21 protein-coding genes and 1 tRNA gene are annotated in these 22,298 nt (G+C 30.7%); 16 read left to right on the top strand and 6 right to left on the bottom strand.

Annotated features, from left to right (window positions below; translation table 11 throughout):
* The first annotated feature begins 206 nt into the window (after positions 1 to 206).
* Positions 207 to 1,259, top strand: a complete 1,053-nt coding sequence (locus tag Q8S45_RS02190) for a nucleoid-associated protein (protein WP_305600828.1) — start codon at positions 207 to 209, stop codon at positions 1,257 to 1,259.
* A gap of 441 nt (positions 1,260 to 1,700) precedes the next feature.
* On the opposite strand, the gene lipB is transcribed toward Q8S45_RS02190, so the two are convergent.
* Both lipB and Q8S45_RS02180 read right to left on the bottom strand, forming a co-directional pair.
* A complete protein-coding gene (gene lipB / locus Q8S45_RS02185; RefSeq protein WP_305600827.1) occupies positions 1,701 to 2,393 on the bottom strand; it encodes a lipoyl(octanoyl) transferase LipB in 693 nt (230 codons plus the stop codon).
* Positions 2,393 to 2,551: a YqaE/Pmp3 family membrane protein gene (locus tag Q8S45_RS02180; RefSeq protein ID WP_305600825.1), complete on the bottom strand. Its 159-nt coding sequence runs from the start codon at positions 2,549 to 2,551 to the stop codon at positions 2,393 to 2,395. The genes lipB and Q8S45_RS02180 overlap by 1 nt, the downstream gene beginning before the upstream one ends.
* Before the next feature lie 175 nt (positions 2,552 to 2,726).
* Here Q8S45_RS02180 and gldA point away from each other — a divergent pair, with 175 nt between their 5' ends.
* On the top strand, positions 2,727 to 3,620 hold the full coding sequence (gene gldA / locus Q8S45_RS02175; RefSeq protein WP_305600823.1) for a gliding motility-associated ABC transporter ATP-binding subunit GldA: 894 nt from the start codon (positions 2,727 to 2,729) through the stop codon (positions 3,618 to 3,620).
* Between the two features lie 22 nt (positions 3,621 to 3,642).
* Here gldA and dnaE read toward each other — a convergent pair whose 3' ends face one another.
* The gene (gene dnaE, locus Q8S45_RS02170; protein WP_305600821.1) at positions 3,643 to 8,091 is read right to left on the bottom strand and encodes a DNA polymerase III subunit alpha; all 4,449 of its coding nucleotides are present in this window, start codon (positions 8,089 to 8,091) and stop codon (positions 3,643 to 3,645) included.
* 187 nt (positions 8,092 to 8,278) lie between these two features.
* Between dnaE and Q8S45_RS02165 the strand changes: the two genes are divergently transcribed.
* The 11 genes from Q8S45_RS02165 (at position 8,279) to Q8S45_RS02115 (ending at position 16,022) form a co-directional block, all read left to right on the top strand.
* Positions 8,279 to 8,821: a SoxR reducing system RseC family protein gene (locus tag Q8S45_RS02165; RefSeq protein WP_305600819.1), complete on the top strand. Its 543-nt coding sequence runs from the start codon at positions 8,279 to 8,281 to the stop codon at positions 8,819 to 8,821.
* Positions 8,818 to 9,720: an RnfABCDGE type electron transport complex subunit B gene (locus Q8S45_RS02160; RefSeq protein WP_305600816.1), complete on the top strand. Its 903-nt coding sequence runs from the start codon at positions 8,818 to 8,820 to the stop codon at positions 9,718 to 9,720. The genes Q8S45_RS02165 and Q8S45_RS02160 overlap by 4 nt, the downstream gene beginning before the upstream one ends.
* A complete protein-coding gene (gene rsxC, locus Q8S45_RS02155; RefSeq protein ID WP_305600815.1) occupies positions 9,713 to 11,041 on the top strand; it encodes an electron transport complex subunit RsxC in 1,329 nt (442 codons plus the stop codon). The genes Q8S45_RS02160 and rsxC overlap by 8 nt, the downstream gene beginning before the upstream one ends.
* A 1-nt stretch (position 11,042) precedes the next feature.
* Positions 11,043 to 12,053 carry an RnfABCDGE type electron transport complex subunit D gene (locus Q8S45_RS02150; protein ID WP_305600814.1) on the top strand — a complete coding sequence of 337 codons (1,011 nt, stop codon included), beginning with the start codon at positions 11,043 to 11,045 and terminating at the stop codon, positions 12,051 to 12,053.
* Between the two features lie 2 nt (positions 12,054 to 12,055).
* On the top strand, positions 12,056 to 12,652 hold the full coding sequence (locus Q8S45_RS02145; RefSeq protein WP_305600812.1) for an RnfABCDGE type electron transport complex subunit G: 597 nt from the start codon (positions 12,056 to 12,058) through the stop codon (positions 12,650 to 12,652).
* A gap of 4 nt (positions 12,653 to 12,656) precedes the next feature.
* Positions 12,657 to 13,262 carry an RnfABCDGE type electron transport complex subunit E gene (locus Q8S45_RS02140; RefSeq protein ID WP_305600810.1) on the top strand — a complete coding sequence of 202 codons (606 nt, stop codon included), beginning with the start codon at positions 12,657 to 12,659 and terminating at the stop codon, positions 13,260 to 13,262.
* A gap of 1 nt (position 13,263) precedes the next feature.
* Positions 13,264 to 13,839 (top strand): electron transport complex protein RnfA, encoded by a 576-nt coding sequence (locus Q8S45_RS02135; protein ID WP_305600808.1) that lies wholly within the window; start codon positions 13,264 to 13,266, stop codon positions 13,837 to 13,839.
* Positions 13,840 to 14,065: 226 nt separating this feature from the next.
* The gene (locus tag Q8S45_RS02130) at positions 14,066 to 14,647 is read left to right on the top strand and encodes a 30S ribosomal protein S16 (protein WP_305600807.1); all 582 of its coding nucleotides are present in this window, start codon (positions 14,066 to 14,068) and stop codon (positions 14,645 to 14,647) included.
* Between the two features lie 14 nt (positions 14,648 to 14,661).
* Positions 14,662 to 15,186, top strand: coding sequence for a ribosome maturation factor RimM (gene rimM / locus Q8S45_RS02125; RefSeq protein WP_305600806.1), 525 nt, complete (start codon positions 14,662 to 14,664; stop codon positions 15,184 to 15,186).
* Positions 15,187 to 15,192: 6 nt separating this feature from the next.
* Positions 15,193 to 15,280 (top strand) — tRNA-Ser (locus Q8S45_RS02120).
* 28 nt (positions 15,281 to 15,308) lie between these two features.
* Positions 15,309 to 16,022: a tRNA1(Val) (adenine(37)-N6)-methyltransferase gene (locus Q8S45_RS02115; RefSeq protein ID WP_305600804.1), complete on the top strand. Its 714-nt coding sequence runs from the start codon at positions 15,309 to 15,311 to the stop codon at positions 16,020 to 16,022.
* 37 nt (positions 16,023 to 16,059) lie between these two features.
* Here Q8S45_RS02115 and Q8S45_RS02110 read toward each other — a convergent pair whose 3' ends face one another.
* From Q8S45_RS02110 to Q8S45_RS02100, 3 genes are all read right to left on the bottom strand, one after another.
* Complete coding sequence (locus Q8S45_RS02110; protein ID WP_305600802.1) at positions 16,060 to 16,356, bottom strand: hypothetical protein; 297 nt, start codon at positions 16,354 to 16,356, stop codon at positions 16,060 to 16,062.
* A gap of 314 nt (positions 16,357 to 16,670) precedes the next feature.
* Positions 16,671 to 18,047 carry a saccharopine dehydrogenase family protein gene (locus Q8S45_RS02105; protein WP_305600800.1) on the bottom strand — a complete coding sequence of 459 codons (1,377 nt, stop codon included), beginning with the start codon at positions 18,045 to 18,047 and terminating at the stop codon, positions 16,671 to 16,673.
* A gap of 70 nt (positions 18,048 to 18,117) precedes the next feature.
* Complete coding sequence (locus Q8S45_RS02100; protein WP_305600799.1) at positions 18,118 to 18,348, bottom strand: putative signal transducing protein; 231 nt, start codon at positions 18,346 to 18,348, stop codon at positions 18,118 to 18,120.
* An 87-nt stretch (positions 18,349 to 18,435) separates the two neighbouring features.
* Here Q8S45_RS02100 and Q8S45_RS02095 point away from each other — a divergent pair, with 87 nt between their 5' ends.
* The 3 genes from Q8S45_RS02095 to nhaA all read left to right on the top strand — a co-directional run bounded on the left by Q8S45_RS02095 (position 18,436) and on the right by nhaA (position 22,153).
* Positions 18,436 to 18,822, top strand: a complete 387-nt coding sequence (locus Q8S45_RS02095) for a DUF423 domain-containing protein (protein WP_305600797.1) — start codon at positions 18,436 to 18,438, stop codon at positions 18,820 to 18,822.
* A 252-nt stretch (positions 18,823 to 19,074) separates the two neighbouring features.
* On the top strand, positions 19,075 to 20,697 hold the full coding sequence (pckA, locus tag Q8S45_RS02090; protein ID WP_305600795.1) for a phosphoenolpyruvate carboxykinase (ATP): 1,623 nt from the start codon (positions 19,075 to 19,077) through the stop codon (positions 20,695 to 20,697).
* A gap of 49 nt (positions 20,698 to 20,746) precedes the next feature.
* Positions 20,747 to 22,153 carry a Na+/H+ antiporter NhaA gene (gene nhaA / locus Q8S45_RS02085; RefSeq protein WP_305600793.1) on the top strand — a complete coding sequence of 469 codons (1,407 nt, stop codon included), beginning with the start codon at positions 20,747 to 20,749 and terminating at the stop codon, positions 22,151 to 22,153.
* Positions 22,154 to 22,298: the final 145 nt, after the last annotated feature.

Here is a 22,298-nt window from a genome sequence, read left to right as displayed (position 1 = left end):
CCCTTGTTGAAATTTCTCGTCTTTGCGCAATAACGCCTTCAGTTCTTCAGAACTATAGTTTTCTATCTTTAGTGCTACTCTACTCATAACACAAAGATAATAAAAAATAATTTGTAATTACATATTAGACTTTATATAAATTGGACTTGTAATTTTTAATTTTAGGTTTTAAAAACAATACCTTTGCATTCCTTAAAAATAATAAAATGATTAAAAAAAATAGAGCAGCTATTTCAAAATTTATAATTCATAAAGTTGGAAATAAATTTAACAGTGCCACCAATGTTTTTTCTGAAGAAATAGTCACTTTTGATGAAGAAAGTTATCAATTAATGATACCTTTTTTGTTAAAGCCTTTTGGAAGTGTGATTGAAAGTTTTCGATTTAGCCATCATGCAAATATTGAGTTAAATGAAATTAACAATTATTCTTCTCAAATTTTTGCAGATTCAAGTTGCTTTATTGAAGTTTCTAAACATATTGTGAACCACTTATTTGAGCAATCTAATTCGGCCCAAATAAAAATAGGAGATGTAATTATTGCTTTGTTTGAAGATGTTGAATACAATGAAGTAATTACTCAAGCAATAGGGATTTTTAAAATTGAAAATAAAATAGAATTTTTTCAAACCTATATGGATAATAATTCTATAGATGTAGCGGTTCAAAAGGGGATTAGTACCAAAAAATTAGATAAAGGCTGTTTAATTTTGAATACAACAGATGCCGAAGGGAAAATTATTTTAAGCATTGATACCAATAATTATGATGCTCAATATTGGATAAAGAATTTTTTGAGTGTTAAATATGCCGATGATAATAATAGACAAACTCAAAATTATTTAACGATGTGTCGAGAATTTTCGAATGATATAGTTAAAGAAAATTTTGGAGTGCATGAAAAAAATAAATTTTTAGCCAAAACAGTTGATTTTTTTAAGGTAAATGAGGATGTAAATGCGGTTGATTTTAAAGAGTTTTTGTTTGAAGACAAAGAGGAAGAAAAGGCAACATTTGACGATTATAAAAAACAATTTGAAACTTTAAATGATGTTTTAATTAGAAATCAATTTGCCATTTCTGAAGTTGTTTTGAAAAAGGAAAAGCAAAAAATTAAGACAGAAATAAAGCTAGATACTAACATTCAAATTAAATTAGATATTGATGCACCAGATGCTTCTGCAGAATATTTAGAACAAGGTTATGACGATGAGCGAAAAATGAAATTTTATAAAATTTTTTACAATGAAGAGGAATAGTTTGGCTAAAGGCTAAAGGCTAAAAGGTGAAAGGTAAAGGTTAAAAGGTTAAAAGGTTAAAAGGTGAATGGTGAAAAGGTAAAAACGTGAGTTCGATATAAAAAAGAACAATACTACCTGAATATAAACTATTTACGTCTTTGTGAAGGAGGTACGACTGTGGCAATCTGTTTATTGATAGTCAGATTGCCACATTTTACTAAAAAAAGTAAAATTCGCAATGACGGTATTTATTTAAACTTTTGATTATTAACAATTTGTGTTTTTTCTTATGTCGAACTCAGGTTAAAAGATAAAAAGGTGAAAGGTGAAAGGTGAAAGGTGAAAAGGTGAAAAGGTGAAAAGGTGAAAAGATGGAAGTTTTTTTTGTCATTCCTGCGGAGACAGGAATCTAAACCAACACAAACTTACATTAAGATTCCTATTTTTGCAGGTATAACATTAAACAAATTCAACTTCAAATAAAGCAGCAAAATGTTTTAGAATTTTTTCTTTTACTTCATCCAAGGAAATTTTTTTATTGAGCTCGACTTCCATAGATGTAACAGCTTTTCCTTTTATTCCACAAGGAATAATATTGTCAAAATAGCCTAAGTTTGTGTTTACATTTAATGCAAAACCATGCATAGTAACCCATCGACTAGTTCTAACCCCAAGAGCGCAAATTTTTCGGGCAAAAGGGGTTCCAACATCGAGCCAAACACCTGTTTCACCAGCACTTCTTTCAGATTTAATTCCATATTCTTCCAAAGTTTTTATTATAACTTCTTCCAAAAAGCGAAGATATTTATGAATATCTGTAAAAAAATTCTCTAAATCTAAAATTGGATAGCCAACAAGTTGACCAGGGCCGTGATACGTAATATCACCACCTCTATTTATTTTATAAAATGTTGCTCCCTTTTGAGTAAGTTGTTCTTCATTTAAAAGTAAATTACTAATATCACCACTTTTCCCAAGAGTATAAACATGTGGATGTTCAACAAATAAAAAATAATTAGGCGTCTTATTGGTTAAATCGTTTTTTCTATTTGTTTTTTTTATTTCAACAATACTGTCAAAAATTTCTTCTTGATATTCCCAAGTGTCTTTATAATCTTTTAATCCAATGTCTTTTAAAATTACTTTTTGCATTAGTTATTAGGGTTGTTATTAATAATAAGTGCGGCAATAACGCCAGGAATCCAACCTAAACAGGTTAAAATAAAGACAATAACCAAAGAGCCACATCCTTTATCTATTACGGCTAAAGGAGGGAAAATAATACACAATAATACTCTAAAGCAACCCATTATTGAAATTTTGTTTAATTTAAAAAATGTATTTGATGTATAACCTTGTAAAAATATTCTTTTTTTATAAACTTATTTAGTGGTTTCCAAAGGTCTTAAAAATAAATTAAGGATACAACGTTATAAGTAAGTACATGATTATAATTAAAATGTATTTTTGTTAAAAATAAGTAAAATGTCTATCGAGGTACTAAATGTTTCGAAATTATACAGCTCTCAAAAAGCATTAGATAATGTAAGTTTTTCCATTAAAAAGGGTGAAATTGTTGGGTTTTTGGGTCCAAATGGTGCTGGTAAATCTACTATGATGAAAATTCTTACAGGATTTATAACCGATTTTGAAGGAGAAGTTTCGGTTGCTAATTTTAATATTTTAAAAGCAAAAATTGAGGCTCAAAAAAACATTGGATATTTGCCAGAACATAACCCACTTTATGTAGAAATGTATGTAAAAGAATATTTACAATTTTTAGTTGAAATTCATAAATTAGGTAATATTGCAATAGAAGATATTATTATAAAGGTTGGGTTAACACCAGAAGCACATAAAAAAATAGGGCAATTATCTAAGGGGTATAGACAACGTGTAGGGATTGCTGCCGCACTTTTGCATAACCCAGAAGTGCTTATTTTAGATGAACCAACAACCGGTTTAGATCCAAATCAAATAACTGAAATTAGAAATTTAATTAAGGAAGTTGGAAAAGATAAAACGGTGCTATTTTCTACACATATTATGCAAGAAGTTGAAGCGTTATGCGATCGAGTTTTGTTGATTAACAACGGAAAAATAGTAGCAGACAAAAATTTAAAAGAGTTAAAGGAAAATCAAGAACAAGTTATAGAGGTCGAATTCGACTTAAAAATAGAAAAACAATTTATTGAAACTATCCCATATCTGAAAGCATTTAATAACACCCATGACACTTCTTGGGTTTTAACATTTAACACTTCAAAAGATATGCGCTCAATTGTTTTCGATTTTGCCCAAAACAATGGTTTAAAAACCTTAAAACTGAACACTATTAATAAAAATTTAGAAAGTTTATTTAAAGAACTTACTACATAAAACATATAAATTAGAATTGTTGTTAGTTTAATTTATAATTAATTTGTTCTTTGTCTAATTGTTTCAATAATTTGTGAGAAATGTCCACTTTAAAACTTCTGCTTGGCAAGCTTAATTTTAATTTTTCTTGAGCGTCATACACCACAAAATTCAATGTTTTTTTTCCTTTGAAATTTTGAATTAATTCCAATAATTTTTCAATTATATTTTCATTTAATTCATTAATAGAAAGGTTGAACGTTATTTTTTTAGAAAATTCTTCTAAAATATCATGTAATAATTGAATATTCACAAATGAAATTCTAACATCATCATTCCAGCCCTTTTTCCCATATAATTTTAGGTATAAAAAAGAATTAGGAAATAAGAAGTGTTTAAATTTTAAATATTCTTCACCAAAAATTCTAAATTCAAAGGAACCAGAATAATCTTCAAAAACAAATGAAGCCCACCCTTTTCCGTTTTTAGAAACTCGGTGTTCAACAGAGGTAACAATACCACCAATTGAAATGTCTCGGTCTAATAAATTGTCATTATTTTGGAATAAATCGAGTTTTGAGTTACAGAAAAAGTCAAGTTCGGTTTTAAAATCGTCCAATGGATGTCCTGAAATATAAATACCAACCACTTCTTTTTCTCTAGAAAGCTCTTCCATGACACTCCATTTTTTAGCCTCTGGAATTTCTGGTTCGGGAAATTGAATTTGTGAAGCTTCTCCAAAAAGTGAAATTTGAGCAGAATTTTTATTTTCTTGAAATTTATTTCCATACCTAATAGTTCGTTCAATAAATGAAATTCCTTTTTCATCTTCAGCAAAATATTGTGCTCTATGGGAAAGACCTAATGAATCTAGTCCACCAGCTAAAATTAAACCATCAAATGCCTTTTTTGTTGCAGCCCGCAAGTCAATTCGCTTTGCTAAATCAAAAATAGACTTATAGTTTCCATTTTGTTTTCTTTCTTGTACAATAGCTTCAACAGCAGATGCTCCAACACCTCTAATTGCACCCATTCCAAATCGAATTGCACCTTCTTTGTTAACAGCAAATTTATAATACGATTCATTAATATCTGGGCCTAAAACTTGAATTCCAGCCCGTTTACATTCTTCCATAAAAAAGGAAATTTGCTTAATATCACTCATATTATTTGAAAGTACGGCGGCCATAAACTCAGCTGGATAATTTGCTTTTAAATAGGCTGTTTGATATGCAATAAAAGCATAGCACGTTGAGTGAGATTTGTTAAATGCATATGCAGCAAAAGATTCCCAATCTTTCCATATTTTTTCTAAAACTTCTTCTTGATGATTATTAATGATTCCTCCAGCAATAAATTTTGGTTTTAATTTAGTAAGAAGGCTTAATATTTTTTTACCCATTGCTTTTCTGAGTAAATCGGCATCACCTTTGGTAAAATCTGCTATTTTTTGCGAAAGCAACATTACTTGTTCTTGATATACCGTAACTCCATAGGTTTCTTTTAAAAACTCTTCCATTTCTGGCACATCGTATTCAATAAGTTCTTCCCCATTTTTACGCATAATAAACAGCGGAATGTATTCCATTGGTCCAGGTCTGTACAAAGCGTTCATGGCAATTAAATCTGCAAATTCAGTTGGTTTTAATGCTTTTAAATGTTTTTGCATTCCGGGAGATTCATATTGAAAAATACCAACGGTTTCTCCTTTTTTAAATAATTCATATGTTTTTGGATCATCCAACGGAAACTCATCTGGATCTAACTCTTTTCCGTAAATGGCTTTAATAATTTTAACAGTATCTTTTATTAAAGTCAATGTTTTTAAACCTAAAAAGTCCATTTTTAGTAACCCAGCACTTTCAACAACATTATTATCGAATTGAGTTACATACATGTCACTGTCTTTCGCAGTAGCAATAGGAATTAGGTTGGTAATATTTTCTGGAGTAATTATTACACCACATGCGTGAGTCCCAATATTCCTTACAGATCCCTCAACCGCAATGGCTTGTTTTATGGTTTGCGCTTGCAAATCATCTCCATCAGCAATTTCTCTGAGCACAAGAACATTTTCAAAATCTTCTTTTCGTAGGGCTTTAATTTTTTCTTTACTCTTTGGATCATCTCCAAAGATATTCTGAAGTTTTACACCAGGAATTAATTTAGAGATCCTATCTGCTTCCGAAAGTGGTAAATCCAACGCCCTAGCAGTATCTCTAATGGAAGATTTTGCGGCCATTGTTCCATATGTAATAATTTGAGCTACTTGACTTGCACCGTATTTTTTAATTACAAAATCAATTACTTTTTGCCTGCCTTCATCATCAAAATCGATATCAATATCTGGAAGTGAAACCCGATCTGGATTTAAAAAACGCTCAAAAAGCAAATTATATTTAATAGGATCTATGTTGGTTATTTTTAGGCAATATGCAACGGCAGATCCAGCAGCAGAACCTCGTCCGGGACCCACTGAAACTCCCATTTTACGGGCTTCTAAAATAAAATCCCAAACAATTAAAAAGTAACCAGGATACCCTGTTTTTTCAATAATTTGTAACTCAAAATCCAATCGTTCTTGCGTTTCTTTATTTAAGGAATCTCCATATCTTTTTTTAGCACCCTCAAAAGTTAAAAAACGGAGGTATGCGTTCTCACCACGCACTCCTTTATCTATGTCATCTTTAGGGTTTATAAATTCAAAAGGAATATTAAATTTTGGAAGTAGCACATTTCTCTTTAAACTGAAAATTTCTATTTTATCCACAACTTCCTGAATATTTATGATTGCTTCTGGAAGATCGGCAAACAAAGATTTCATTTGCTCTTGTGACTTAAAATAGTATTGGTTATTTGGTAAGCCAAACCTAAAACCTCGACCTTTTCCTATTGGAGTTGCTACTTTTTCGTTGTCTTTTACGCATAATAAAACATCATGAGCTTCAGCTTCACTTTCAGTAGTGTAGTAGGTATTGTTGGTGGCAATTACTTTTACATTGTGTTTTTTAGAAAAGTTCAATAGAACATCATTTACATGATTTTCATTTTCTTGATTATGTCTCATTAATTCTAAATAGAAATCGTCACCAAAAGTTTCTTTCCACCAAATTAATGCTTCTTCGGCCTGATTTTCACCAATATTTAATATTTTACTCGAAACTTCTCCATTTAAATTACCAGACAATACAATTAAATCATCTTTATATTTTTCAATTATTTTTCGATCTATTCTTGGAACATAATAAAAACCATTGGTATGAGAAATTGACGACATTTTAGCCAAATTATGATATCCCTTTTTATTTTTAGCTAAAAAAACAATTTGATATCCATTATCCTTTTGAGATTTTTCGGTATGATCCTCACAAACATTAAATTCGCATCCAATAATTGGTTTAAAATAGGTTCGAGTTGGTCTATTAGTTAAAAACTGCGTTAAATCTAATTCTTGAGTATTTTCTTCATCAATAATTCCTTCTTCAATTTTTTGAAGTTTTATTTTTTCTAATTCAGGTTTCTCAAGTTCATCATAATTTTTATCCAAATTTTCATTGTGCGCAATAGCTTCTTGCACAAAATAAAAAGCACCCATCATATTTCCAGTGTCGGTCAAAGCAACAGCAGGCATTTTTTGTGCAATAGCAGTTTGTATTAAATTACCGGTACTAGAAGTAGATTGTAAAATTGAAAATTGAGAATGACAATGTAAATGAGAAAAAGTGACCTCGTTTAGTTCTTCAATGTCCTCTGTGGTAATGTTATTAGCATCTTCAGATGTGATTGATTTTTCTTTAAGTCGGTTACTCTCTTCCTTTAAATTTAAATGTTTCATCCCAACTAAGGAAATTGTAGTTGGATTTTTTGATTTAAATACTGAAAAATAGGCTTCATTTACTTTAAGGTCTTCTTTGGTAAAAACACCTAACCTAATTAATTCTAAAAAGCAACGAGTAGTTGCTTCAACATCTGCGGTAGCATTGTGAGCTTCATTAAAGGGTATTTTGAATAAATAATGATGTAACTCGGTAAGCGTAGGGAGTTTAAATTTTCCATACCTACCACCAGGTAGCATACATAAAGCTGCAGTAACTTCGGTGCACGTATCTAAAACAGGTAATTTATTAAGTGTTGATGGTATAGAATGTCTAAAATATTCGCAACCCATAATGTTTAAGTCAAATTCAACGTTTTGCCCTACAACAAATGTTGTTTTTGAGAGTACTTGGTTAAATAATTCTAAAACAATAGCTAAAGATTCTCCTTTTTTTTCAGCCAATTGTGTAGAAATACCGTGAATTTTTTCGGCATCGTAGGGTATATTATACCCTTCTGGTTTAATAAGATAATCGGCATGTTCAATTAGTTCACCTAATTCATTGTGCAATTGCCAAGCAATTTGCACACACCTTGGCCAATTATCGGTATCAGTAATTGGGGCGTTCCAACTTTTTGGTAAGCCAGTGGTTTCGGTATCAAAAATTAAAAACATGTGAAAATATTTTTCTGAAAAATGTGTTTTTAAAAGTAGTAATTTATAAAAGTATGGGCTTTAAAAGAGGCTATTTTTTATTAACAAAGAACATTTTTTCATAAAAATGAAACAAAATGTGTTTTATTTAAGAAAATAGTTGTTAAAGATGCAATAAATGTTACATAATTAACAATAATTTTAAATTTTGAAAAAGGGCAAAAAGACTAACATAGGTCATATTATTTGTATTCAATTAGTATTAATTTTAATTTTTGAATGCAATGATACTGCGATGATGAGTAAGAACGATTTGAAAATAAGTGAACAACCGTATGAACCTATAATTCATAAAGGAATTGTATCTAAAATTGATACAAATTATGTGAAAGTATCTTTTATTGGAAATGTAAACTGCGAAGGTTGTAAAGCCCAAGCAGGGTGTGGAGTTGCGGATGCTGAAGTAAAAGAAATTGAGGTTTATAATATAGATAAAACGTTTTTTTTAAACGAAGAAGTTTCCATTTTAATGTCAAAAAATATGGGTTTAAAAGCTGTGTTTTGGGCATATATTTTACCATTTATTTTATTGGTTTTAGTTTTAATTTTGTCGAGTTTATTTGTGTCGGAATTGGCAGCCTTTCTGTTTTCTATTTTAATTTTAATTCCTTATTATTTAACTCTTTATGTCTTAAAAGATGTGTTTAAGCAAACTTTTAATGTGTCAATTATAAAAAGTACAAAAGAATGACGGATTCTATTTTATATAGCGTTTTTTTATTAATTTCTTTGGGGGGTTTGGCTGCCGTGATACTCTACTTTGTTTCTAAGAAATTTTATGTTTATGAAAACCCTTTGATTGCTGAAATTGAAGATATATTACCAGCGGCAAATTGTGCAGGATGCGGTTCGCTAGGTTGCAAAGCATTTGCTGAAAAATTGGTTTTAAGTGAGGATATTTCAAATTTATTTTGCCCTGTTGGAGGAAATGATACTATGAAACTAGTTGCCACTAAATTAGGTAAAGAAGTTTCTGAAAAAGACCCAACAATTGCTGTAGTGCGATGTCAAGGAAGCTGTGAAGTTCGACCAAAAACAACAGAATTTCAAGGACCAAGAACTTGCGCAATTTCAGCAATGATTTATAGTGGTGAAACTGATTGTGAATATGGTTGTTTGGGTGATGGCGACTGTGTTAAGGTCTGTAAGTTTGATGCCATGTATATGGATGAAAGCACAGGGTTGCCAATTATTTTAACCGATAAATGTACTTCTTGCGGAATGTGTGTTACTGCTTGCCCAAGAAATATTATTGAGATGCGTCCTAGAAATAAAAAGGATTTAAAAATTTATGTTGGTTGTTTAAACCAAGATAAAGGGGGTGTTGCCAAAAAAGCATGTTCATTAGCGTGTATAGGTTGTTCTAAATGTGAAGAAATTTGTCCTAAAGATGCCGTAATAATGATTAATACCTTAGCTTATATAGATCCAGTTTTATGTACGTTGTGTAGAAAATGCGTTCCTATATGTCCAACCAATTCAATTGTTGAAACAAATTTTCCTCCAAAAAAAGAAAAAAAGGTGGACAATGAAAAAGCGGATGAAATTAGTGAAATTGTGAAATTAGTAAAAGTAAAAATGGATGTTTAAAACATTTCAAATAGGAGGAATTCATCCTCCAGAAAATAAAATTACTTCAACAAGTTCAATTAAGCGATTGACTGTTCCAAAAACAGTATATGTTCCTATTGCCCAACACATTGGTATTCCTTCAGAAATAATAGTTGCTGTAAAAGATAAAGTTACTATTGGGCAAGTGATTGCAAAATCAGGAGGATATGTTTCTTCTAATATTCATTCACCTGTAGCAGGTGTTGTAACAAAACTCGATAAATTTATAGATACGAGTGGTTATAAAAAACAATGCATTGTTATTAGAACAGACGAGAAAGACCCTTCTAATTTTAACGAACAAGAGTACTTGTTAAAAACTAGCATTGAGCTCTCTCCAAAAGAAATTTTACAGCGAATAACAGATTTTGGTATTGTTGGTTTAGGAGGAGCAACGTTTCCGTCACATGTTAAATTAAACGTGAGAGAAGGTACTACGTTAGACTGCTTATTAATAAATGGTGTTGAATGTGAGCCATATCTAACAGCCGACCACAGGTTAATGTTAGAAAAGTCTGAAGAAATAATAGTAGGTATTAAAATTGTAATGCGCGCCTTAAATATTTCAAAAGCCATTATTGGAATTGAAAATAATAAAAAAGATGCCATTGATTTATTTAAAAATTTAACCAAAAATGAGTCAACAATTCAAGTTGGGACATTACAAGTCAAGTATCCTCAAGGAGGTGAAAAACAGTTAGTTAAAGCTCTTTTAAATAGAGATGTGCCAATAAATGGGTTGCCTTTAGATGTTGGTGTAATAGTACATAATGTTGGTACAATTTTCGCAATTTATGAAGCAATTCAACATAATAAACCACTTACTGAACGTGTGGTAACTGTTACTGGAAAAAATTTAAAAAATGCTTCTAATTTTTGGGTTAAAATTGGAACTCCAATTAACAATTTAATTGATGCAGTTGGAGGGTTACCTGAAGGAACCAGAAAAATTGTGAATGGTGGGCCGATGATGGGTAAAGCAATTAAAAATACCGATGTGCCTGTAACAAAGGGAACTTCTGGAATTTTAGTGATTTCCGAAAATGAAGCGAGTAGAGGTAAATCTGAGAATTGTATCAGATGTGGTGAATGTGTATTTGTATGCCCAATGGGTTTAGAACCATATTTATTAATGAATTTGGTTGAAAAAAATTTTATTGATAGAGCTTCCAGTGAAGATATTAATACATGTATTGAGTGCGGCTCTTGCAGTTATGTTTGTCCTTCTCATCGTCCTCTTTTAGATTTTATCAGATTTGGAAAAAATAGTGAAAAAAAATTACAAACCGTAAAAAATTAATATGAGTTCTCAATCTATAATAATTTCTGCCTCACCACATATACATTCTGATAGAACCTCCAAAAAGTTGATGTATGATGTAATTATTGCCTTAGTTCCGGCATTTTTAGTTTCGCTCTATGTTTTTGGAATTAGCGCTTTTTTTGTCACTGCAATTGCAGTAATTTCTTGTATTATTTTTGAATATTTAATTCAAACATTTTTATTAAAAACAACGGTTACTATTGGTGATGGTTCGGCATTGCTTACAGGAATATTATTGGCATTTAATTTACCTTCCAATTTACCAATCTGGATGATTATTGTTGGTAGTTTAGTGGCTATTGGCGTTGCTAAAATGTCTTTTGGCGGATTAGGATTTAATATTTTTAATCCGGCGCTAGTCGGAAGGGTGTTTTTATTAATCTCGTTTCCTGTACAAATGACCATGTGGCCAAACCCTGTTGAAAATAGCATAAAAATTGCTGATGCAGTCACTGGCGCAACTCCTTTAGGAATTATAAAGGAAGGATTGATGTTTGGCGAAACAATGACTGAAATTACATCCAAACTCCCTTCATATTTTGACATGTTTTTTGGATTAATTGGAGGTTCAGTTGGAGAAATGTCGGCATTTGCGTTATTATTAGGAGGAATATATTTATTAGTTAGGCGTGTTATTTCTTGGCATATTCCTATATCCATGTTGGGTTCAATAGCATTAATAACTGGAATTTTTTGGTTAGTTAGCCCAGAACAATATGCAAACCCGCTAATTCATATTTTAACCGGTGGAGCACTTTTAGGAGCCTTTTTTATGGCAACTGATTTAGTTACTAGCCCAATGACGAAAAAAGGAATGATAGTTTTTGCAATAGGTATTGGTATAATAACAGCAGTTATAAGATTGTTTGGGGCTTATCCAGAAGGAGTTTCGTTTGCCATATTAATAATGAATGCATTTGTACCATTAATAAACAGCAATTTTAAACCCAAAAGATTTGGGGCTAAAATAAAATCTAAAATTCTGTAATTATGCCTAAAAAGGAATCAACTTTTATGAATATGGTGGTAGCTTTGTTAACAATCACTTTAGTTTCAGGTTTGTCATTAGGCTTAGTGAACGATTTAACAATTGGACCAAAAGCAAAAGCTAAATTAGAACAAAAAGTAAATGCTTTAAAATTAGTACTGCCAACATTTGATAACAACCCTGTTTCAGATGTAATAATAGGTAAATCAGATTTAGTGAAAGATAGTATAGAACTATTTCCTGCATTTTCAGACAGTCAATTTGTAGGTGCTGCCGTGGTAGGTTCCACAGAAAAGGGATTTAGTGGTTTGATAAAAATTATGGTGGGTTTTTCAGCTGAAGGTAATATTGAAAATATTGTCGTTTTAGAACAAAAAGAAACGCCAGGTTTAGGTACAAAAATGAAAGATGAAAGTTTTATAAATCAGTATAAAGGAAAAAATCCATCTGCCTTTAATATGAAAGTTAAAAAAGATGGCGGTGAAATAGACGCATTAACAGGAGCTACCATAACTTCTAGAGCATTTTGTGACGCTGCTCAAGTGGCTTATGATGAGTATGTGAAAAACGTTGAGGTTTTAAAAGTTGCTAAACATTAAAATTATGACAAAAAGTATGGATCAAAAACAAAATTTATTAAAGGGAATTATTAAAGAAAATCCAGTCTTTGTAATGCTTTTAGGGATGTGTCCAACACTTGGTGTTACTTCATCTGCATTTAATGGTTTGGGAATGGGCGTAGCAACTATGTTTGTTTTGATAATGTCAAATATAGCAGTTTCATTGGTAAAAGATTTTATTCCAGATAAAGTTAGAATACCAGCATTTATTATTATTATAGCTTCTTTTGTAACCATTGTAGAAATGGTTTTAGAAGCCTATGTACCGTTTTTATATGAACAATTAGGAATATTTATACCATTAATAGTAGTAAACTGTTTAATTTTAGGAAGGGCAGAAGCTTTTGCCTCAAAAAATAATTTATTTTCTTCTGTGGTAGATGCAACCGGAATGGGGTTAGGATTTGTGTTAGCATTAACTACTTTAGGAGGAGTAAGAGAAGTTTTAGGAAGTGGTAGTATTTTCGATATTAAATTTGTTGCTGAAAACGCTAACACTTTCATATTATTTATTTTACCTCCTGGAGCCTTTATAGCTTTGGCTTATTTAAGTGTTTTATTTAATAAAATAACAATAAAAGACATGTAAAATGGATTATATAATTATATTGATTGCAGCAGTTTTTGTTAATAATATTGTATTATCTCAGTTTTTAGGAATTTGTCCATTTTTAGGAGTTTCAAATAAAGTTTCTACTTCAGTTGGAATGTCTGGCGCTGTGTTATTTGTTATGACCATTGCTACCATGGCAACATACATGTTACATCAATATATTTTGGTTCCCGCAGGATTGGATTACTTGCGTACGATTACATTTATATTGGTAATTGCAGCCCTAGTTCAAATGGTTGAAATTATTCTGAAGAAAGTGAGTCCACCATTATATCAAGCCTTGGGTGTATTTTTACCATTAATTACAACGAATTGTGCAGTTTTAGGAGTTGCAATTTTGGCCATTGGACTTGAAAACAGCAGTTTAATTATGGCCGTTTTTTATGCAATTTCTAATTCATTAGGTTTTGCGTTGGCATTAATTGTTTTTGCAAGTATTAGAGAGCAGTTAGAGTTGGCTAATATTCCTGAAGGTATGAAAGGAGTTCCAATAAATTTATTAGTTGCAGGTTTACTTTCTTTGGCATTTTTAGGATTTACAGGATTGGTATAAGTTGAATTTCAATTCTAATGATGTTTCAAATTGTAACAAACAACTTGGTTTTTCACCTGTGAAATTTTTAAATTATACTTTCAAAACTTTTGATTTTCAAACCATTAACCTTTTCTATCGAAGTTTTAAAATATTTATAATTAGGGTATTTTTATATAAAAATAAGCACTATATTTGCAAACTCAAATTAATAACCAAGGTCGCGAACCTTAAAAATTAAAACAAAATGCCAGTAAAAATTAGATTACAAAGACACGGTAAAAAAGGAAAACCATTTTTTTGGATAGTAGCTGCAGATGCACGCGCAACAAGAGATGGTAAGTATTTAGAAAAATTAGGAACTTACAATCCAAACACAAACCCTGCTACTATTGACTTAGATGTTGATGGATCTGTAAAATGGTTACAAAACGGTGCTCAGCCAACTGACACTGCAAAAGCTATTTTATCTTATAAAGGTGTTATGCTAAAAAATCATTTAGCAGGTGGAGTTAGAAAAGGTGCTTTAACAGAAGAGCAAGCTCAAGAGAAATTCCAAGCTTGGTTAGATGAAAAAGCAGGAAAAATTTCAGCTAAAAAAGATGGTTTAGTAAAAGCAGATGCAGATGCTAAAGCGAAAGCTTTTGCTGCAGAAGTTAAAATTAATGAAGATCGTTTAGCTGCTGCTAATGAGGCTGAAAATGCTACTGTTAAAGCTGAAGCTGATGCGAAAGCTGCGTTAAAAGCTGCAGAAGAAGTTGTGGTAGATGAAGCTCCTCAAACTATTGATGAAGCTCAAGCTGCTGCTTCAGAAGAAGGGAAAGCATAATTTAAAATACGATAATGCGTAAAGAAGATTGTTTTTATTTAGGCAAAATCGTTAGAAAGCATAGTTTTAAAGGTGAGGTTGTAGCTAAGTTAGATACAGACGAACCTGAACTTTACGAAAATTTGGAATCAGTATTTGTTGCTATAGGTGGCAATCTGGTTCCTTTTTTTATTGAAAATAGGTTGCTTCAAAAAGGAAACCAGTTACGTATTCAATTTGACGATGTTGATTCGGAAGAGGATGCAGATGCAATATTGGGTTGCGAATTATATTTGCCATTAACATTTTTGCCAAAACTTACGGGAAATAAATTTTATTTTCACGAAATTATTGGATTTGAAATTGAAGATGTTAATTATGGCCCAATTGGTTTAATTACTGGAGTTAACGATTCCTCAGCACAGCCTTTATTTGAAATTGATGCGAATGGTGTGGAAGTTTTTATACCTATGATTGATCATTTTATTAAAAAAGTGGATAGAGACAATAAAAAAATTATGGTCGAAACACCAGATGGATTAATAAATATGTACTTATAAAATAATAGAGAGGTGGCCGAGTGGTCGAAGGCGCACGCCTGGAAAGTGTGTATACTCCAAAAGGGTATCGAGGGTTCGAATCCCTTCCCCTCTGCAAAAATTGCTGCAACTTATTAAGCAACATGTCGAAACCATTCCAATTTAAACAATTTATAATTCAACAAGATAAAACAGCCATGAAAGTTGGAACTGATGGTGTTTTGTTGGGTGCTTGGGTTGAAATTCAAACGGATGTAAATTCAATGCTAGATATTGGAGCAGGAACTGGTTTAATTGCATTAATGATGGCTCAAAGGAGTGAAACCGAAATTATTGATGCCATTGAATTGAATGATGCCGCTTATGAACAAACGGTTGAAAATTTTGAAAATAGCAATTGGGCAGACCGATTGTTTTGTTACCATGCTTCTTTGCAAGAATTTGTAGAAGAAATTGAAGACAAGTATGATTTAATAATCTCAAATCCACCATTTTACACGTCTACATTTAAAGATTTATCAGAAGAGAGAGCTATGGCAAGACATGCCGAGAGTTTGCCATATTCAGATTTGTTGGAAGGAACTTCAAAGTTATTATCAGAAAACGGAACAGCCGCATTTGTAATTCCTTATTCTGAAGAAGATAATTTTATAAGTATAGCTAGTGATAATAAATTAGTTCCTTATAGAATAACTAGAGTTAAAGGAACCATAAACGCACCAATAAAAAGGAGTTTATTGCAATTTTCTTTTCTTGAAAAATCAATTGAAATGAATGAATTAGTTATTGAGATAGAACGTCATATTTATACTTCAGAATATAAAAAGTTGGTTCAAGATTTTTATTTGAAAATGTGATACTTTTAAGGGTATTATAATTAAAAAGTTTGAAAAACTAATACTTAATATTTTGTGATTTACTCATTTTTTCTTCCATTTCCTTTTTTAAATCAACCGCTTCTAAATATATTGAAAGTTTAATTCTAATTAAATACAAAATAATTAAAACTTGTATTATTAAAGGTAAAGTGTAGATAAATTCAATCTCATCAAAATACAATGTACTATCGTTTACAATTGAAATTAATTGAAATAAGTAGACACTTATAGGAACAAGAATTGATGATGCCCAACAACTTTTAGTTGTAATAAAGAGAATTGTAAGTAAAAAAATGGGGACAAATTTAGCCATTATATTATAAACATAAATTTGTATATTTGGAAATCCTCCACCTTCTACTACCCCAAATATGGTATCAATTTTTGTTATTTACGGCGAGATATAATTGTAAATATATAATAAATATGGAGAAGTAACCATTAAAATAGCAATGAAGCTTCCAAGTAGTAACGAATATTTTTTTTCATTTTAAATTCAAGCTTGGAGTAAAATAAAATCAATTTGAATAAATGCTTAAATGTATAAAATTAGATGATTTTAACTTAGTTTTAAATGAAAAATAAATGTGTTCTTAGAATTAGCTCTTATTTTATTTAACCAATATCTCATAGAGATAATTCATCGGGGTTATAGCCAAAATAATCGACGTTTTTTTCATTAAAAATGATTCCTACTTCTTCCAATTCTTTTAAAATAGGTTCATATACTTCTTTTGTTATCGGTAACTGTACACCAGGCTTTGTAATTTCGCCATTCAATATTTTTAATGTTGCAATTGCTACAGGTAATCCAACTGTTTTTGCCATTGCTGTATAAGTTTGATTTTCACCTATACACACCATGCTACTTTTTATTTGTTGTTTTTTGCCATTTAATTCAAATCCAAATAAATGCTGCATTACAATCATATCTTTATCATCCTCTTTTAAGGTCCAGCTATCTTTTAAAATTTTCTCTAAAATTTGTGCTGGCGTGGCATTTTTTAATTCAACTTTTTTGTTCCCATTAAAGATATCAAGTTCAAGCAATTTATCCCAAACAACATCATCTTGGTCAATTTTCAAATAAGATCGTAATTTTAACTCAACAGAATCATTTGGGTTATAAGCTAAAAAGGAGTTGGTAAAATCTCGATAGCTCATGTGTTCTGAGTTTTCAATAGTATAGCTATCATCTGTCATTCCTAATTGAACAAAAACATTCCATGCTCTAGAATAACCAACACGTCTAATAGTGCCCCTATAAAGCGTTAAAATTTCATCTAATCCATAAATGCTTTTGTATTTTAAAGAATCTCTATTTGCATATCCTTCAAATTTCCCATAACCTTCAATATTTAAAATTTCTGTACGTCTAAATAATTTATGATAAGGAATGTATTTATAGGTTCCTTCTTGTAAAAATTTGGCAGCTCCACCTTGTCCGGCCAAAACTACATTTCTTGGGTTCCATGTAAATTTATAATTCCATAAATTATCATCGCTTTCTGGAGCAACTAAACCACCTGTGAAAGATTCAAAAAGCAACATTTTACCTCCTTTATCTCTAATAGCGTTAATTACTTTCATAGCACTCATATGATCTATTCCAGGGTCTAAACCAATCTCATTCATAAAAACCAGCTTTTTTGAAATTGCTTGATCGTTTAATTCCATCATAGCATCAGATATATAGGAGGCAGTAACCATATGTTTACCAAAATTAATGCAGTCTTTTGCAACATTAACATGTAAACTTGCAGGTAACATGGAAATAACAATGTTGGTATTTTTTATAGCATTTTTTCGTTCAATTTCATCAAAAACATCAAGACAAATTGCAATTCCGTTGGGATGATTTTTTATTTTTTCTTGAGCCAGTTCTATAGAAACGTCTGCTACAGTGATTAAAAGATGTTCAACTACAGATTTATGAAGTAAATAAGTAATTAAAGATGAAGAAGATCGGCCTGCGCCAATAACCAAAATATTACGAACTTTCATAAAACTCAAATAATTATGTGAATTACGAAATTAGGTAATTTAGATTTTGCACAGCATTTAATGGAAGTAATTATTTATCACTTTTAATTTCTGAAAGAACTTTTTTTGCAGCTTTCAAATCATGCTCGTTAACTTTGAGTTTATATCCTTCTACATATGCAGTACCAATGGTGGTCATTAAGTTTTCATCAAAAATGTAACTTGTAATTCCACGACTATTTAAAAGTGATTTTGCAATATGAATTTCGTGAATTAAACTTGCAGTTAATACAGTAACTAATGTGTCGTTCGTGTGTGTCATAATGCTTTAATTTTACATAAATATAAGTAGAATACCTGATTTCTGAAAGGATAATTTTACTTTTGTAAGCTAATTAGAAATAACAAGATGAAAAAATATTTAATAATTTCCTCAATATTAGGGTTGTTAACTGTTATTTTGGGTGCGTTTGGAGCTCATGCTCTTGAGAAAATTTTAACAGAAAATCAATTAAAAAGTTTTGAAACTGCCGTTCGTTATCAAATGTATCATGTATTGGTAATTATAATAGTGAATGTTTACACAGAATTTTCTATTCGTACAAAAAGCATTATTAGCAATTTATTTTTGAGTGGAATTCTCTTTTTCTCAGGGTCAATATATGCTATAACATTTGGTGTTAATTCAAAAAACATTTGGTTTATAACTCCAATAGGAGGTTTTGTTTTAATTATTGGATGGGTATTTTTGATATTTTTTGTTATTACCTTAAAAAGTAAAAAAAACGACCAATAGCAATTTTCAAATCAAAAAAGTTCAAAAAAATAAAAAAGAAATGCTCAAAAAAGACATTTTTTTTGTTAAATCGCGAAAACGATTTCGTGAATTTAAAAAAAAATAATTTATAAAAGTTTGAAAATTAATCATTTAAAAAAGTCACACCCTCTTTAAATAGTTAATATGATTAAAATCATATACTTAAAGTGAATTATATGTGTAATTTTGCTTCGAAAATAAAAAGCAATTAGTAATAATAAATAGTAACTCATGGAAATTCTTAAAGAATCAATAATTGAATCGTTAGAAAAAATTGGAATTAAAGATGTTAAAGAGGTTGTTTATAACCCTTCTTATGAAGAATTGTATAAATATGAATTAGACCCGACTTTAGAAGGGTACGAAAAAGGAGTTGTAACTGAATTAGGCGCAATAAATGTTATGACAGGAAAATTTACTGGGCGCTCTCCAAAAGATAAATATATTGTATTAGATAATGTAACTAGAGATACTATTTGGTGGTCATCAGACAAAGCAAAAAACGATAATAAACCTATTTCCCAAGAAGTTTGGACAGATCTTAAAAACTTAGTTGCAGAAGAACTGTCGAATAAAACCATTTTTGTTGTTGATTCTTTTTGTGGAGCCAATGAAGACACGAGGCTTAAAGTGCGTTTTATTGTTGAGGTTGCTTGGCAAGCACATTTTGTAAAAAACATGTTTATTAGACCTACCAATGAGGAACTTGAAGAATTTGGAGAACCTGATTTTATTGTAATGAATGGTTCTAAAACTGTAAATACAAATTGGGAGAAACATGGTTTAAATTCTGAAGTATTTACGGTTTTTAATTTATCAGAAAAAATGCAAGTTATTGGAGGTACATGGTACGGTGGAGAAATGAAGAAAGGAATGTTTGCAATGATGAACTATTATTTGCCTTTAAAAGGAATGCCTTCTATGCATTGTTCTGCAAATAAAGGGAAAAATGATGATGTTGCTATTTTCTTTGGTTTATCTGGAACAGGAAAAACGACCTTGTCTACTGATCCAACAAGACAATTAATTGGAGATGATGAACACGGATGGGATGATGAAGGCGTATTTAATTTTGAAGGGGGATGTTATGCAAAAACTATCGATTTAAGCGCTGAAGCTGAACCAGATATTTTTGGTGCTATAAGGAAGAATGCTCTTTTAGAAAATGTTACAGTAGACTCGAACGGTAAAATTGATTTTACCGATGGATCTGTAACACAAAATACACGCGTTTCTTATCCAATTTATCATATAGATAATATTGTAAAGCCAGTGTCAAAGGCAGGTCATGCTTCTAAAGTAATTTTCTTAACAGCGGATGCTTTTGGTGTAATGCCACCTGTTGCGAAACTCTCACCTGAGCAAACAAAATATCATTTTCTTTCAGGTTTTACGGCAAAATTAGCTGGTACAGAAAGAGGAATTAATGAACCAACTCCAACGTTCTCTTCTTGTTTTGGTGCTGCGTTTTTAACGTTACATCCTACAAAATATGGACATGAACTGGTTAAAAAAATGGAAGAGCATGGGGCCGAAGCATATCTTGTAAATACAGGTTGGAATGGTACAGGAAAAAGAATTTCAATTCAAGATACCAGAGGAATTATACATAGAATTTTAGATGGGTCGATTGAAAAGTCTGAAACAAAAATATTACCAATTTTTAATTTAGAAGTACCTATTTCTTTAGATGAGGTTAATGACCAAATATTAGACCCAAGAAATACGTATGGTGATGTAGAGGAGTGGAATTCAAAAGCTAAAAAATTAGCGGAATTATTTATCAATAATTTTAATAAGTTTACAGATAACGAAGAAGGTAAGGCACTTGTTGCTGCTGGACCTCAATTATAATATTAAGCTTATATTTATTTAGGAGCTGTCGGAAAATAAAATTTGTATCTTGAAATACATACAGGATGACGATTTTAATGCTTTTCGGACAGCTTCTTTGTTTGTTAAATTAATTTATATTTGCAGTATTACTGAAAATAAGCAAATGAAACCTATAAAAAACCCAATTTTAAGATTTATTAATTTAGAAACTACTTCAAGTATTATACTTCTTGTAGTTTCCATTATTGCAATAATTTGGGCTAATTCATCGTATGGTTATGTTTATGAAGCTTTATGGAATCATAAATTTACAATTGGTTTTGCTGACACAGATTTTTATTTGGTAAAACCCTTAATACTTTGGATTAATGATGGTTTAATGGCCATTTTCTTCTTTGTAATAGGATTAGAAGTTAAGAGGGAAGTTTTAGCGGGTGAATTAACAACATTACGTAAAGCTTCACTTCCAATTTTTGCAGCCATTGGTGGAATGGTTTTTCCGGTTCTTATTTTTTTAGTATTAAATGAGGGAAAAATAGGTGCTGATGGATGGGGAATTCCTATGGCCACTGATATTGCTTTTACGTTGGGAATTTTAAAATTACTTGGAAACCGCGTTCCTCTAGGATTAAAAATATTTTTAACAGCATTTGCCATTGTAGATGATATTGGAGCTGTATTGGTAATTGCTATTTTTTATAGTGCTAATATTCAATGGGATTTAATAGTGTACGCTATGCTAATATTTAGCGTGTTGGCCATTTTAAGTTTCAAAGAAATATATTCGAAGTATTTCTATTTTATTATGGGATTTGTAGTATGGTTACTGTTTTTAAAATCTGGAATTCATCCAACAATTGCAGGTATTTTAATGGCATTTACAATTCCTATTCAGCGCAAAGTTAATTTAAAAGAATATTTGATTGTTCTTACAAGTCAGTTAAACTTTTTTAAAGAGGATAAAAATCAAGTAGAAAAGTTATTGAATAAAAAGCAACTCGAAGCAATTGATATAATTGAAAATTCGACAGAAAATATTCAATCACCTCTTCAAAATATTGAACACTCTATGCACGGGTGGGTATCATATATTATAATGCCAATTTTTGCCTTAGCTAATGCGGGTGTTATACTCAGCTTTGAAGGATTAGAAAACACCAGTCACGTTACTATTAATATTGCCTTAGCATTAGTTTTTGGTAATGCTATTGGAATAATGCTAATGTCATACATCGGTATTAAACTTAAATTGGCAGTATTGCCTAAAAAAGTAAATTATTTACAGTTGTTAGGTGTAAGTTGTTTGGGTGGACTTGGATTTACAATGTCGTTATTTATTTCTAACCTCGCATTTACAGATCAAAGTTTAATAGCAGCTTCAAAAATGGGTATTATTATAGGTTCTATTATAGCAGGAACTTTAGGATATGCGATTTTGAGATTTAGTTTAAACGGAAAAGAAATAAAGAACTAAAATTTTTTTGATTGTCCGTAATTACCCATAATTAATAAAAAAGCGTTATATTTGATAAAAAAAACGATGAATTTATTCAGTTTTACAGCAAATTTTGGGAGCGAGGAATCTTGTAGGCTTCATTTTAAAGAAGAAAGAGACAAAA

Source organism: Lutibacter sp. (genome assembly GCF_030692605.1).
Lineage (GTDB): Bacteria > Bacteroidota > Bacteroidia > Flavobacteriales > Flavobacteriaceae > Lutibacter.
This window is presented reverse-complemented; position numbering and strand designations above follow the sequence as displayed.